Annotated in this window: 15 protein-coding genes; 10 read left to right on the forward strand and 5 right to left on the reverse strand. The window is 71.7% G+C overall.

From position 1 onward, the window contains the following. Positions 1-43 precede the first annotated feature (43 nt). Positions 44-526, forward strand: a complete 483-nt coding sequence (locus ABII15_RS24285) for a hypothetical protein (RefSeq protein WP_353944405.1) — start codon at positions 44-46, stop codon at positions 524-526. Here the strand turns inward: ABII15_RS24285 and ABII15_RS24290 are convergent. The 4 genes from ABII15_RS24290 to ABII15_RS24305 form a co-directional block, all read right to left on the reverse strand. Next, positions 498-1,109 carry a nucleoside triphosphate pyrophosphatase gene (locus ABII15_RS24290; protein WP_353944406.1) on the reverse strand — a complete coding sequence of 204 codons (612 nt, stop codon included), beginning with the start codon at positions 1,107-1,109 and terminating at the stop codon, positions 498-500. The two genes, ABII15_RS24285 and ABII15_RS24290, sit on opposite strands and share 29 nt — an antisense overlap. A 28-nt stretch (positions 1,110-1,137) precedes the next feature. Next, entirely contained in the window at positions 1,138-1,266 is a 129-nt protein-coding gene (locus tag ABII15_RS24295; RefSeq protein ID WP_353944407.1) for a hypothetical protein, read from the reverse strand. An 89-nt stretch (positions 1,267-1,355) separates the two neighbouring features. Next, positions 1,356-1,562, reverse strand: coding sequence for an acyl-CoA carboxylase subunit epsilon (locus ABII15_RS24300; RefSeq protein ID WP_353944408.1), 207 nt, complete (start codon positions 1,560-1,562; stop codon positions 1,356-1,358). Between the two features lie 20 nt (positions 1,563-1,582). Continuing rightward, a complete protein-coding gene (locus tag ABII15_RS24305; RefSeq protein WP_353944409.1) occupies positions 1,583-3,178 on the reverse strand; it encodes an acyl-CoA carboxylase subunit beta in 1,596 nt (531 codons plus the stop codon). 123 nt (positions 3,179-3,301) lie between these two features. Between ABII15_RS24305 and ABII15_RS24310 the strand changes: the two genes are divergently transcribed. From ABII15_RS24310 to hutH, 5 genes are all read left to right on the forward strand, one after another. Then, positions 3,302-4,177: a biotin--[acetyl-CoA-carboxylase] ligase gene (locus tag ABII15_RS24310; RefSeq protein WP_353944410.1), complete on the forward strand. Its 876-nt coding sequence runs from the start codon at positions 3,302-3,304 to the stop codon at positions 4,175-4,177. Positions 4,178-4,431: 254 nt separating this feature from the next. Then, positions 4,432-5,553, forward strand: coding sequence for an adenylate/guanylate cyclase domain-containing protein (locus ABII15_RS24315; protein WP_353944411.1), 1,122 nt, complete (start codon positions 4,432-4,434; stop codon positions 5,551-5,553). A 46-nt stretch (positions 5,554-5,599) separates the two neighbouring features. Beyond that, a complete protein-coding gene (locus ABII15_RS24320) occupies positions 5,600-6,403 on the forward strand; it encodes an enoyl-CoA hydratase-related protein (RefSeq protein ID WP_353944412.1) in 804 nt (267 codons plus the stop codon). A gap of 158 nt (positions 6,404-6,561) precedes the next feature. Then, the gene (locus tag ABII15_RS24325; protein ID WP_353944413.1) at positions 6,562-7,710 is read left to right on the forward strand and encodes a sensor domain-containing diguanylate cyclase; all 1,149 of its coding nucleotides are present in this window, start codon (positions 6,562-6,564) and stop codon (positions 7,708-7,710) included. 64 nt (positions 7,711-7,774) lie between these two features. Beyond that, positions 7,775-9,313 (forward strand): histidine ammonia-lyase, encoded by a 1,539-nt coding sequence (hutH, locus tag ABII15_RS24330; RefSeq protein WP_353947179.1) that lies wholly within the window; start codon positions 7,775-7,777, stop codon positions 9,311-9,313. A gap of 125 nt (positions 9,314-9,438) precedes the next feature. On the opposite strand, the gene ABII15_RS24335 is transcribed toward hutH, so the two are convergent. Next, positions 9,439-9,720, reverse strand: a complete 282-nt coding sequence (locus ABII15_RS24335; protein WP_353944414.1) for a hypothetical protein — start codon at positions 9,718-9,720, stop codon at positions 9,439-9,441. A 109-nt stretch (positions 9,721-9,829) separates the two neighbouring features. Between ABII15_RS24335 and ABII15_RS24340 the strand changes: the two genes are divergently transcribed. The 4 genes from ABII15_RS24340 (at position 9,830) to ABII15_RS24355 (ending at position 14,017) form a co-directional block, all read left to right on the forward strand. Next, a complete protein-coding gene (locus ABII15_RS24340) occupies positions 9,830-10,168 on the forward strand; it encodes a hypothetical protein (protein ID WP_353944415.1) in 339 nt (112 codons plus the stop codon). Positions 10,169-10,400: 232 nt separating this feature from the next. Continuing rightward, a complete protein-coding gene (locus tag ABII15_RS24345; protein WP_353944416.1) occupies positions 10,401-11,666 on the forward strand; it encodes an Ig-like domain-containing protein in 1,266 nt (421 codons plus the stop codon). Positions 11,667-11,804: 138 nt separating this feature from the next. Further along, positions 11,805-13,298: an ABC transporter permease gene (locus tag ABII15_RS24350; RefSeq protein WP_353944417.1), complete on the forward strand. Its 1,494-nt coding sequence runs from the start codon at positions 11,805-11,807 to the stop codon at positions 13,296-13,298. A gap of 32 nt (positions 13,299-13,330) precedes the next feature. After that, positions 13,331-14,017 carry an ABC transporter ATP-binding protein gene (locus ABII15_RS24355; RefSeq protein WP_353944418.1) on the forward strand — a complete coding sequence of 229 codons (687 nt, stop codon included), beginning with the start codon at positions 13,331-13,333 and terminating at the stop codon, positions 14,015-14,017. The last annotated feature ends 130 nt before the right edge of the window (positions 14,018-14,147 follow it).

Consider the following 14,147-nt stretch of genomic DNA (forward strand, 5'->3'; position numbering starts at 1 on the left):
TCGACGTACTCGCAGTAACAGGCGATGGCTCAGGGGAAAGTGGGTGGGGCCGGTGGCCCGCAGGCCGGTGGCGTGGGTGGCCGCGATCGTGCTCTTCGCGGAGGCGCTCGGAATCGCCTTCCTGAACTGGTTCCTCGGTCTGGTGGTCAAGCACCAGAAGATGTCCCTGGCCGGTCTCGACCCGCACGCGATGAGTATCGGCGCGTGGGTCGCGGGCGGCGTCTTCGGCCTCTACCTGGCGGTGTGCGGCGTCGTGCTGCTGCGCACGGGGATCACCGACCGGGCGCCGGGCGGCTTCGGGCGGATCCTGCTGATCAGCGCGGCCCTGGTGCACGCGCTGCTCGGCGCGTTCGCCGTCGGGCTCGTGGGCTGGACCTCGTTCGCCGCCATGATGGTCGTGCTCGGCCTGGTCGTGCTGACGCTGGTCGCCTACGACCGACGGGAGAAGGGCCCCGTGGACGGCCGGCCAGGACCGCCCGCGGCGCCGCCGGGGCCGACTAGTCCTGCCGCGCCCACAACTCCGTAACACTGACGTCCAGTTGCGCCAGCAGCCGGCGCAGCAGCGGCAGCGACAGGCCGATGACGTTGCCGTGGTCGCCGTCGATGCCGTCGATGAAGGGCGCCGAACGGCCGTCGAGGGTGAAGGCGCCCGCCACGTGGAGGGGCTCGCCCGACGCCACGTACGCGGCGATCTCCGCGTCGGTCGGCTCGCCGAACCTGACCACGGTGGAGCCGGTGCCCGAGGCGTACCGGCCGGAGGCGGTGTCGTAGACGCAGTGGCCCGTCTGGAGGGTGCCCGCGCGGCCCCGCATCGCCTTCCAGCGGGCCGTGGCCTCCTCGGCGTCGGCGGGCTTGCCGAGCGCCTCGCCGTCCAGGTCGAGGACGGAGTCGCAGCCGACGACCAGGGCGCCGCGCGCCTCGGGGCGGGCGGCCACCACGGAGGCCTTGGCCTCGGCGAGGGCGAGCGCGAGCTCGGCGGGGGTCGGGGCCGTCACGGCGTCCTCGTCGAAGCCGCTGACGATGACCTCCGGCGCGAAACCCGCCTGCCGCAGCAGACCGAGACGGGCGGGGGACTGGGAGGCCAGGATCAGGCGGCGGGACGGCGTCATGGAGCCAGCGTATAGAACCCGCGGGCCCTCACAGCACGCCCAGCACGAACATCGCCAGCACCATCGCCAGGGCCAGCACGACGCTCGCCCGGCGCAGCATCCCCTGCGTCGCGCGAAGCTCCTCGGGAGGCTTGTCCTCGGGGTCCGACCACAGCACGACATCGATAGTGCGACGCGCTCGCGCGGGGCGCCTGAGTACGCGTACTCAGGCGCCCCGCGCGGACGGACTAGTTCGTTCCGGTCCGGTCAGGCGGGCCAGTAGGTACGTGACCAGCTCACCGGGCCCGGGGCGGGGAGCCGGTGGCGGGCGATGCGGGAGGGGTCGGCCCACGCGTCCCGCTCGGCCGCGGACGCCGGGGCCTCGGGCGCCGCCGCGGCCCGGGCCTGGACCACCGCCAGTGCGGCGGCCAGCTCCTCGGGGGTCGGGTTTCCCCGGACGACCTTGATCATCATGGTCGGTGGCTCCCTTCGGCCTAGAGGGGGATGTTGCCGTGCTTCTTCGGGGGCAGGCTCTCCCGCTTGGTCCGCAGCTGGCGCAGGCCCTTCACGACGTGGGCGCGGGTGTCGGACGGCATGATCACCGCGTCGACGTAGCCGCGCTCGGCCGCCGTGTACGGGTTGAGGAGCGTGTCCTCGTACTCCTGGATCAGGCGCGCCCGCGTCTCCTCGACGTTCCCGTCGGCCTCGGCCGCCGCGATCGTCTTGCGGTGCAGGATGTTGACCGCGCCCTGCGCGCCCATGACGGCGATCTGGGCGGTGGGCCAGGCCAGGTTCAGGTCGGCGCCCAGGTGCTTGGAGCCCATCACGTCGTACGCGCCGCCGAACGCCTTGCGCGTGATGATCGTGATCAGCGGGACGGTCGCCTCGGCGTACGCGTAGATCAACTTGGCGCCGCGCCGGATGATGCCCTCGTGCTCCTGCTCGACGCCCGGCAGGAAGCCGGGGACGTCGACGAACGTCAGCACCGGCACGTTGAAGGCGTCACACGTGCGGACGAACCGCGCGGCCTTCTCGCTCGCGTGGATGTCGAGACAGCCGGCGAACTGCATCGGCTGGTTGGCGACGATGCCGACCGGACGGCCCTCGACCCGGCCGAAGCCGGTGAGGATGTTCGGCGCGAACAGCGACTGCGTCTCGAAGAACTCGGCGTCGTCCAGGACGTGTTCGATCACCGTGTGCATGTCGTACGGCTGATTGGCGCTGTCCGGGACGATCGTGTCCAGCTCGCGGTCCTCGTCCGTGACGGACAGGTCGGCCTCCTCGGGGAAGGCCGGCGGCTCGCTCAGGTTGTTCGAGGGCAGGTAGGACAGCAGCGACTTCACGTACTCGATGGCGTCCTTCTCGTCGCCCGCCATGTGGTGCGCGACGCCGGAGCGCGAGTTGTGCGCCCGCGCGCCGCCCAGCTCCTCGAAGCCGACGTCCTCGCCGGTGACCGTCTTGATGACGTCGGGGCCGGTGATGAACATGTGCGAGGTCTGGTCGACCATCACCGTGAAGTCGGTGATCGCGGGCGAGTAGACGGCCCCGCCCGCGCACGGGCCGACGACCAGGCTGATCTGCGGGATGACGCCCGAGGCGTGGGTGTTGCGGCGGAAGATCTCGCCGTACATGCCGAGGGCCATGACGCCCTCCTGGATGCGGGCGCCGCCGGAGTCGTTGATGCCGATGACCGGGCAGCCGGTCTTCAGCGCGAAGTCCATCACCTTCATGATCTTCTGGCCGAAGACCTCGCCGAGGGCGCCGCCGAAGACGGTGAAGTCCTGCGAGAACACGGCGACGGGCCGGCCGTCCACGGTTCCGTACCCGGTCACCACGCCGTCGCCGTACGGCTTGTTGGCGTCCAGGCCGAAGTCGGTCGAGCGGTGCCGCGCGAACTCGTCCAGCTCCACGAACGAGTCCTCGTCCATCAGCAGATCGATCCGCTCACGGGCCGTCAGCTTGCCCTTGGCGTGCTGCTTCTCGACCGCGCGGGCCGAACCCGCGTGGGTCGCCTCGTCGATCCGGCGCCGCAGATCCTCGATCTTGCCTGCGGTGGTGTGGATGTCGGGCTTCTCTTCCAACTCGGACATCGGGATGCGGCTCCCTGCCTGGACAGTTCGGGGGTGGGGACGGTGCGGTGGCTACTGACTCGTAGCGTAGTGGCGCGAATACTGCTCGGCAGTGCGGCGTTTGCCACACCTACGCTGGGTTGCATGACGCCGCGAGATGGTTCAGACGTGTACGGGAACAACCGCTGGTCGGACCTGGACCGGCCGCCGCTGGGCGAGGCCGGGCTGCGCCGCTCCCTCCTGCGCGGGGACGGACTGTGGTCGTCCCTCGAAGTCGTGCCCCGTACCGGCTCCACCAACACCGACCTGGTGACCCGGGCCTCCTCGGGGGCCGTCGCCGAGGGGGCCGTGCTGATCGCCGAGGAGCAGAGCGCGGCGCGCGGGCGGCTCGACCGGCGCTGGTCGGCTCCGCCGCGCTCGGGGCTGTTCTTCTCCGTGCTGCTCAAGCCCGGCGAGCACGAGGTGCCGGTGGAGCGCTGGGGGTGGCTGCCGCTGCTCGCCGGGGTCGCGCTCGCCACGGGGCTCTCCTCGGTGGCCGGGGTCGACACGGCGCTGAAGTGGCCCAACGACCTGCTGCTGACGGTGGGCGGCGAGGAGCGCAAGGCCGCCGGGATCCTCGCGGAGCGGGCCGGGGCGGACGGGGTCGTGGTCGGGATCGGGCTGAACGTGTCGCTGCGGGCCGAGGAGCTGCCGGTGCCCGGTGCGGGGTCGCTGGCGCTGGCCGGGGCGAAGGTGGTCGACCGGGAGCCGTTGCTGCGGGCCGTTCTGCGGTCGTTCGAGCGGTGGTACCTGGAGTGGTGTGCGGCGCAGGGGGATCCGGGGGTGTCGGGGTTGCAGGCGACGTATGCGGCCGGGTGCGCGACGTTGGGGCGGGCTGTGCGGGCGCAGTTGCCCGGGGGGCGGGATCTTGTGGGGGAGGCTGTCGCCGTGGACGGTGACGGTCGCCTCGTCATCGCCGGCTCCGACGGCACCCGGGAGCCGGTGGCCGCCGGCGACATCATCCACCTGCGCCCGGCGTGACCCGTCTTCATCTGCGGGCCGGTGGCCGCTTCTCGCGCAGTTCTCCGCGCCCCTGAGAGGCCTGCGGCCTTCAGGGGCGCGGAGAACTGCGCGACCAGCCACGGCGGTGGCGCACCCGACCGACAACCCATGAGCGGCGCGGGTGGGCGACATGCCAGGGGCCCGGTGCGAGCGGAGTGACCTGGCACACAGGGGCTGCCGTAGAGTTGAGCCCGGTCGATACCTGACCGCGGCAGATCGGAAGGGCAGCAGGCGTGACCGTCGACGACTCGGGCTCCGGCACGGGTGGCCAAGGCGACCCCGAGAAGTCGGACGGGGCCGAGGAACACCCGGAGGATCCCCTCGCCCTGCGGCTCGAAGGGCTCATCCTGGGCGCCGAGCGCCGCTACACCCCGTTCCAGGCGGCCCGCAGCGCGGGCGTCTCCATGGAGCTGGCCTCCCGGTTCTGGCGGGCCATGGGCTTCGCCGACATCGGCCAGGCCAAGGCGCTGACCGAGGCCGACGTCCTCGCGCTGCGGCGGCTCGCCGGTCTCGTCGAGGCGGGCCTGCTCAGCGAGGCGATGGCCGTGCAGGTGGCCCGGTCCACCGGCCAGACCACGGCGCGGCTCGCCGAGTGGCAGATCGACTCGTTCCTGGAAGGGCTCACCGAACCGCCCGAGCCCGGCATGACCCGTACCGAGGTCACGTATCCGCTGATAGAGCTGCTCCTGCCCGAGCTGGAGGAGTTCCTCGTCTACGTGTGGCGGCGGCAGCTGGCCGCGGCCACCGGGCGGGTCGTCCAGGCCGGGGACGACGAGGAGATGGTCGACCGGCGGCTCGCCGTCGGCTTCGCCGACCTGGTCGGGTTCACCCGGCTGACCCGGCGGATGGAGGAGGAGGAGCTCGGCGAGCTGGTCGAGGCCTTCGAGACCACGGCCGCCGACCTGGTCGCCGCGCACGGCGGCCGGCTCATCAAGACGCTCGGCGACGAGGTGCTGTTCGCCGCCGACGACGCCGGGATCGCGGGCGAGATCGCGCTGCGGCTCATCGAGACGATGAGCAACGACGAGACCATGCCCGAGCTGCGCGTCGGCATGGCGTTCGGGACCGTGACGACCCGCATGGGCGATGTCTTCGGCACGACCGTGAACCTCGCGAGCCGGCTCACCTCGATAGCGCCACGGGACAACGTGCTGGTCGACGGCGCCTTCGCCGAGGAGCTGATCCGCACCGGGGACGCGCCGACGTCGGAGGCCGAGGCCGCCGTCGAGGCGCAGAAGGCCGAACAGGACGGCGAGGAGCCGCCGTCGTACCGGTTCGCGCTCCAGCCGATGTGGCAGCGGCCCGTACGTGGTCTGGGTGTCGTGGAGCCCTGGACGCTGACCCGGCGCACCTGACACCCTCCGGTTAACGTCAGTTAACCGCCAGTGGAGGAGCGCAGTCGTGGGTGAGGACCAGCGGTTCGGGGAGTTCGTCGGCGTCACGCGGCACGAGGACGGCACCGTCGCCGAGCTGACGCTCGACCGGCCCAAGGCGATGAACGCCGTGTCCAGCGACATGGCCCGGTCCATCGGCGCCGCGTGCGATGCGCTGGCGGCCGACGACGGCGTACGGGTCGTGGTCGTCACCTCCAGCAACGAGCGGGCGTTCTGCGTCGGGGCCGACCTGAAGGAGCGGAACTCGTTCTCGGACGCCGAGCTGGTCCGGCAGCGGCCCGTCGCGCGGGCCGCCTACACGGGCGTACTGGACCTGCCGGTGCCCACGATCGCGGCCGTGCACGGCTTCGCGCTCGGCGGCGGCTTCGAGCTGGCGCTCGCCTGCGATCTGATCGTGGCCGACGCCACGGCCGTGGTCGGGCTGCCCGAGGTGTCGGTCGGGGTGATCCCCGGCGGCGGCGGTACGCAGCTGCTGCCGCGCCGCGTCGGGGCCGCGCGCGCCGCCGAGCTGATCTTCTCCGCGCGCCGGGTCGAGGCCGCCGAGGCCGCGGACCTCGGGCTCGTGGACCGGCTCGTGGCCGCCGGGCAGGACCGGGCCGAGGCCCTCGCGCTCGCCGCCCGGATCGCCGCCAACTCGCCCGTCGGGCTGCGCGCCGCCAAGCGGGCGCTGCGGCTCGGGCACGGGCTCGACCTGCGGGCCGGTCTGGAGGTCGAGGACGCGGCGTGGCGGTCGGTGGCGTTCTCGGGGGACCGGGCGGAGGGGGTCGCCGCGTTCAACGAGAAGCGGGCGCCTCGGTGGCCCGGGGTGTGAGATCGGGGCCGGATGTCGGCTGACGGCCGGTGGCCGCTTCTCGCGCCCCGCGGCGGAGCCGCCGATGGACACGGCCCCGCGCCTCTGACGGGGCGCTCCCCCCTTGATCGGGTGTACACAATTCACCGTAATGCCAGGAATGTACCTAACCTGGAGCAATGGGTGAGGATGTCCGGCTGCGGGCCGTCGTGATGCTCGCGCAGGGCATGGCGGCGGCGCAGTCCCCGCGGGAGTCCTGGCGGGCGGCCGCGCTCGGCGCCTGCCACGCGCTGTCGGGGAACTTCGCCGCGCTCTCCGTGTGGGAGCGCGAGCGCGGACAGCTGCGGGTCCTGGTCAACGTGGGGGAGCGGACGTCCGGCGAGGAGGAGTTCCCCGAGGACGAGACCTACCCGGTGCACCAGTTCCCGGAGATCACCGAGTTCCTGCACGAGCGGTGGGCGGGCGGCGGGGAGCCCGACGCGTGGGTGGAGACCGCCGCGGGGCCGGTCGAGGCCGCCGGATACTGCCATCAGCGGGTCGCCGCGCTGCGCCGCCGGGGGCGCGGGAGCTGTGTCGTCGCGCCGGTCGTGCTGCACGGGCGGGCGTGGGGCGAGCTGTACGTCGCGCGGCCGCCCGGCGTGCCCGCGTTCGTGCCCGCGGACGCCGACCTGGCAACCGTACTGGCCTCCGTGGTGGCCGCCGGGCTCGCGCAGACCGAGCGCCTGGAGGAGGCCCGGCGGCTGGCCTTCACCGACGCGCTGACCGGCCTCGCGAACCGGCGGGCCGTCGACATACGCCTCGACCAGGCGGTGGAGCGGCACCGGGCCGACGGCGCCGTGGTCAGCCTCGTGGTGTGCGACCTGAACGGGCTCAAGAAGGTCAACGACACCCTCGGGCACGCGATCGGCGACCGGCTCCTCGAACGGTTCGGGTCCGTCCTCTCGCTGTGCGGCGCGATGCTGCCCGGCGCGCTCGTGGCTCGGCTCGGCGGCGACGAGTTCTGCCTGCTCGCCGTGGGCCCGTCCGCCGACGACGTGGTGCGGGTCGGCGACGAGATCTGCTCGCGGGCGGCCGAGATGGACCTCGGCGAGGGCGTCGCGGTCGGCATCGCCTCGACCGGGGACCCGATCGGCGAGGTCAGGAGCGCACGCCGGCTGTTCCGGCTCGCGGACGCCGCCCAGTACAAGGCCAAGGCGCTGCGCGCCGCGCGGCCGGTGGTCGCCGGGCGGGGCGGCGGCCTCGACGATCCGGTCGTCCGGCTCGCCGACGCCCCGCCGCCGGTCACCGGGGAGCGGGAGCGGCGGCGGATCCGGGGCCTCGACCAGTAAGGGTCTTTCCCGGAACTCGGTCGTGACATCCAGAGATTCACTGCGTACGCTCCTGAATATGGATATGCACACTGTGGTGGTCGGGACGGCCGGGGTCACCGCTGCCGATGTCGTCGCCGTCGCCCGCCGCGACGCCCGGATCGAACTCTCCGCCGACGCCGTCGCGGCGCTGACCGCGGCCCGCGAGATCGTCGACGCGCTCGCCGCGAAGCCCGAGCCGGTCTACGGCGTCTCCACCGGGTTCGGCGCCCTCGCCACCCGGCACATCAGCCCCGAGCTGCGCGCCCAGCTCCAGCGCAACATCGTGCGCTCGCACGCCGCGGGCATGGGCCCGCGCGTGGAGCGCGAGGTGGTGCGGGCGCTGATGTTCCTGCGCCTGAAGACCGTCTGCTCCGGGCACACCGGCGTGCGCCCCGAGGTCGCGCAGACCATGGCGGACGTGCTCAACGCCGGGATCACCCCGGTCGTCCACGAGTACGGCTCGCTCGGCTGCTCCGGCGACCTCGCCCCGCTCAGCCACTGCGCGCTCACGCTCATGGGCGAGGGCGACGCCGAGGGCCCGGACGGGGTCGTGCGGCCCGCCGGAGAACTGCTCGCCGAGCACGGCATCGCGCCGGTCGAGCTGCGCGAGAAGGAGGGCCTGGCCCTGCTCAACGGGACCGACGGCATGCTCGGCATGCTCGTCATGGCCCTCGACGACCTCGACAACCTGTACAAGGCCGCCGACGTCACCGCCGCGCTGTCCCTGGAGGCGCTGCTCGGCACCGACAAGGTGCTCGCCCCCGAGCTGCACGCGATCCGCCCGCACCCCGGGCAGGCCGCCTCCGCCGCCAACATGCTCGCCGTGCTCCAGGGCTCCGAGCTCACCGGGCACCACCAGGACGACGCGCCGCGCGTGCAGGACGCGTACTCCGTGCGGTGCGCTCCGCAGGTCGCCGGGGCCGGGCGGGACACCATGGCGCACGCGCGGCTCGTCGCCGAGCGCGAGCTGGCCGCCGCCGTCGACAATCCCGTGGTGCTGCCCGACGGGCGCGTGGAGTCCAACGGCAACTTCCATGGCGCGCCGGTCGCCTATGTGCTCGACTTCCTCGCCATCGCCGCCGCCGACCTCGGCTCCATCGCCGAGCGGCGCACCGACCGGCTGCTCGACAAGAACCGCTCGCACGGGCTGCCGCCGTTCCTCGCGGACGACGCCGGGGTCGACTCGGGGCTCATGATCGCGCAGTACACGCAGGCCGCGCTGGTGAGCGAGCTGAAGCGGCTCGCCGTGCCGGCGTCGGCCGACTCGATCCCGTCCTCCGCGATGCAGGAGGACCACGTGTCCATGGGGTGGTCGGCGGCGCGCAAGCTGCGGACGGCTGTCGACAATCTGGCGCGGATCGTGGCCGTGGAGCTGTACGCGGCGACCCGGGGTGTCGAGTTGCGGGAGGGGCTGCGTGCGGCGCCCGCCTCTCGCGCGGTGATCGCTGCCGCTCGGGAGGCCGGGGTCCAGGGGGCCGGGCCCGATCGGTTCCTGGCGCCCGATCTCGCTGCCGCTGATGCGTTTGTGCGAAGTGGGGCGCTGGTGGAGGCCGTTGAGTCGGTGACCGGGGCGCTGGCCTAGCCGGTCGCGCCCTGGCGTCTGCCGGGTTTCGCCTCGTGGGCGGGTGCGGGTGTGCTGTGGCTTGTCGCGCTCACGCGGCGGAGCCGCATGTCGGCACAGTCCCGCGCCCCTTACGGGGCGCCCCTCTACTCGGCCGTTCGTTCTCTGCGGACCGAGTAGGCGACGAACGCTACGCCCAGGCCCAGGAAGGCCGAGCCGCCGACCACGTACGGGGTGGTGTCCACCGTTCCCGTGTCGGCCAGGCGGAGTTGGCGGTCGGACTGGGTGTCGACCGTGGCGGCGGTGTGCTGCTGGTCGGCGGTGGAGGTGTGTCCCGGGTCTGCGGTGGCGCTGGGGACGAACCACAGGGCGGCCAGGAGCGTCCCGGCGGCGGTGGCGGTGAACAGTGATCGGCGTGCGGCGGACACGGAAGCGATCCCCCTTGTGGCGCTGGCGAATTGGCCGTGTGGGCCGATCCTAGTGACAGGGGCGGGTCACGGGAAAGTCACGGGGGTCCCGGGCCGTACGCTCCGCGTCATGAGTACTGATGAGACGTCACGCTTTGTTCGCCTGAAGGTGGAATTGGTCCTGGAGGTCATCGACGGGGAGGCGCTGACCGGCGGAGCCCTGCAGCGCATCGCCGAGTCCGCCGCGCAGGGAGAGCTGCCGGAGGGCGAGCGGGGGCACGCCGAGAGCGCCGTGCAGGAGGACGAGGCGGAGGCCGTCGCGTATCTGGTGGACCCCTTCGACCTGGTCGGCGACGTGCCGGGCGCCGAACTCGTCCAGGCCTCCTGGTCCAGCGAACAGGTCGACTACGACCCCGATTCGCCGGACTGGGATCTCGACGGGGATGATGACGGGGAGGACGACGTGTAGCGGTCGGTGCGACGGGGAACCCCGGGGCGGTGACCGCCGCCCCGGGGTTTCGCCGTTTCCGACGGGGATCGCGGGGGCGTCGTTACCACGGGTGCATCGGTGGTCACCCCCTTTTCCACGTGGTGTCCCCCACATCGGGGCGCTTCGGGAACGGCCCGAAGCGGTCACTGCGTTATGTATGGGTAGGGGGAACCTCTGTGTTCCTCCGGGGAGATCCGGAAAATCGGCGACGATGGAGAAGCGTGTGATGACGGACGGTAAGCGGCGCAAGGGTCTGATGGCCGCGTCCGCCCTGCTCGGCGGTGTTCTGGTGCTCTCTGCGTGCAGCGGCGGCGACGGCGACAGTGCCGCGTCGGGCAGCGGCGAGAAGACGCAGCAGCAGGCCGACGAGGCCGCGGCGAAGAAGACGTCCGAGGCCGACATCAAGATCGCGCCGAAGGACGGCTCCGACAACGCGAGCATCAACAACGCCGCCAAGGTCACCGTGAGCAAGGGCACGCTCACCGAGGTCAAGATGACCACGGCCGACGGGACCGCCGTCGCCGGTCAGATAGCCGCGGACAAGAAGAGCTGGAAGCCCACGAACCAGCTGCAGCGCGCGACCTCGTACAAGATCGCCGCCGTGGCGAAGGACTCCGACGGCCGCGCCGCGCACGAGAACTCGCAGTTCACGACGGTCTCCCCGGCCAACAGCTTCATCGGCAACTTCACGCCGGAGGACGGCTCGACCGTCGGCGTCGGCATGCCGGTCTCGATCAACTTCGACAAGGCGATCACGAACAAGGCCGATGTGCAGTCCCACATCACCGTGTCGTCCAGCAGCGGCCAGGAGGTCGTCGGCCACTGGTTCAGCGCCAACCGCCTGGACTTCCGCCCCGAGGACTACTGGAAGGGCGGCTCCACCGTCACCCTGAAGCTCGACCTCGACGGCGTCGAGGGCGCGAGCGGCGTGACCGGTGTGCAGCAGAAGACGGTCACCTTCAAGGTCGGGCGCAACCAGGTCTCCACGGTCGACGCCAAGACCAAGCAGATGACCGTCACCCGTGACGGCAAGGTCGTCAAGACCATCCCGATCTCCGCCGGTTCGCCCGAGAACAAGACGTACGAGGGCCAGATGGTGATCTCCGAGAAGTTCAAGGAGACCCGGATGAACGGCGCGACGGTCGGCTTCACGGACGACGACGGCAAGGGCGAGTACGACATCAAGGACGTGCCGCACGCGATGCGCCTGTCGAACTCCGGCACCTTCATCCACGGCAACTACTGGGGCGCCAAGTCCATCTTCGGCTCGGTGAACACCAGCCACGGCTGCGTCGGCCTCTCCGACGCCAAGGGTGCCAACGACTCCAGCACCCCGGGCGCCTGGTTCTACGACAACTCGATGGTCGGCGACGTCGTCATCGTGAAGAACACCGGCGACAAGACGGTCCAGCCGGACAACGGCCTCAACGGCTGGAACCTGAGCTGGGCGGACTGGAAGGCCGGCTCCGCCGCCTGACCCGAGACGCCATCCGCTGATCCCCGGTACATCCCGTGTACCGGGGATCAGCGCGTTCACGGTGTTCTCGTCGGGCCCACATGAAGACCGCATGCGGCTCACAGCTCACTGCCAAGCGGCCTCCCTACTGTCCGGTGCATGTTCCTCACCTACCTCAGGCGCGAATTGAGGCGGCGCCGGAAGGCGGCCCTCGTCGTCGCCTCCGGGCTCGCGCTCGGCATCGCGCTGGTCATCACGGTCACGTCGGTCTCGGCCGGGATGAAGCAGGCCCAGAGCAAGGTCCTCGCGTCGCTCTACGGGCTCGGCACCGACATGACGGTGACCAAGGCGGCCTCCGCTCCCCAGAGCGGCGAGCGCCCCAACTTCAGGTTCGACGCCGACGGCGACGACGACTCCAGCAAGACGCAGTCGACCGACCGCGTCATGGCGTCGGGCGGCCAGACCCTGAAGGCGTCGCTGGTCGACGAGGTCGCGGACCAGAAGGGCGTCTCGGCCGCGACCGGCGCCCTCACCCTCAACGTCATGAAGGTCTCCGGCCAGTTCAGCCAGGGCCAGTCCCAGAGCCAGTCCCAGAGCCAGTCCCAGAGCCAGTCCCAGGGACAGTCCCAGGGACAGGGCGCTCCCTCCGGCGGAGGCGGCGGGGAGGGCGGCGTGCAGGGCGGCGGAGCGAACTTCGACGTCAACTCGTACTCCGTGTACGGCATCGACGTCGCGCACCAGGGCCTCGGACCGCTCTCCACGATGGAGATCACCAAGGGGCGGACGTTCAAGGCGGCCGAGACGAACGCCAAGGTGGCGGTCCTCTCGGCGTCGTACGCCAAGGAGAACTCCAAGGCCGTCGGCGACACGCTCACCGTCAACAAGGTGACGTACGAGGTCGTCGGCATCGCGCAGGCGAGCAGCAGCGACTCGACCGGGGACGTCTATCTGCCGCTCAAGCAGGCGCAGACGCTCGCCGACGCCGGGAACAAGGTCTCCACCATCTATGTGAAGGCCGCCGACTCGCAGCAGATCGACACCGTCAAGGCGACCATCAAGAAGAACATCGCCGGGACCACGGTCACCACCTCCGCCGACCTCGCCGACACCGTCTCCGGCTCGCTGTCGACCGCCTCCGACCTCGCCTCCAGCGTGGGCAAGTGGCTGTCGGTCGTGGTGCTCGCCGCGGCCGTCGTCGTCGCCGCGCTGCTCACCTCGTCGGCGGTCTCGCGCCGGGTGCGCGAGTTCGGCACGCTCAAGGCGCTGGGCTGGAAGTCGGGCCGGGTGACCCGGCAGGTCGCCGGTGAGGCGATCGTCAACGGGCTGATCGGTGGTGTCCTCGGCATCGCGCTCGGCGTCGTCGCCGCGTACGCCGTCACGGCCTTCAGCCCGACCCTGACCGCGTCCCTCGGCTCCACCGGCGGTGGCGGCGGCATGGGCGGTCCCGGCGGCGGGGGCGGCACGGGCGGTGGGCCCGGCGGCGGCTCGGCCGCGGCGAGCACCATCGACGTGGCGCTCTCCGCGCCGGTCAGCCTCTCCACGATCGCGCTCGCCGCGGCCCTGGCGATCGGCGGCGGTCTGGTCGCCGGCGCGTACGGCGGCTGGCGGGCCTCGCGGCTCCGCCCGGCGGACGCGCTGCGCCGCGTCGAATAGCCCATCGCCCCTTCTCCCGACAGGAGTTCACCATGTACGAACTGCGCGGCGTGACCAAGCGGTACCAGCGCGGCAAGGAGACCGTCGACGCCCTGCGCGGTGTCGACCTGACCGTGGAGGACGGCGGCCGGCTCGTCATCCAGGGCCCCACCGGCGGCGGCAAGTCGACCCTGCTGCAAATGCTCGGCGGGCTCGACCGGCCGACCTCGGGCAGCGTTCACCTCGACGGCACCGACCTCGCGGCGCTCTCCGAGGCGAAGCTGACGAAGGTGCGCAGCGAGAAGATCGGGTTCGTCTTCCAGTCCTTCAACCTCATTCCGACGCTGACCGCGCAGGAGAACGTGGAGACCGCGCTGGTGCCGCTGGGGCTGAAGGTGGCGGAGCGGCGTGAGCGGGCGGCGGAGGCGTTGAAGTCGGTGGGTCTGGGTGAGCGGCTCACTCATCTGCCGTCGGAGATGTCGGGTGGTCAGCAGCAGCGTGTGGCGATCGCGCGGGCGCTGGTGAAGAACCCGAAGGTGCTGCTCGCGGACGAGCCCACCGGCAACCTGGACGAGTCGATGCGGGACGAGATCATGGACGTACTGGAGACCCAGTGGAAGGAGCACGGGCTCACGTTCATCATGGTCACCCACGACTCGGCGATCGCCCGCAAGGCCCCGCGCCTCGCGACCATCCGCAAGGGCCTGATCTCGGTCTCGGAGAACGTGAGCGCGGCCTAGGAACGGGCTCGATTCGGGTCTCATCCCGTTCTCATCCACGCCTCACAGAACCCTTACAGCCGCTCAATACGGTTCCGCTGATTCCTTCCAGCGCCCCGATTCCGCGGGCCGTCACCGGCGAGGCTGCCAC

Origin of the sequence: Streptomyces sp. HUAS MG91 (assembly GCF_040529335.1) — a bacterium.
Lineage (GTDB): Bacteria > Actinomycetota > Actinomycetes > Streptomycetales > Streptomycetaceae > Streptomyces > Streptomyces tabacisoli.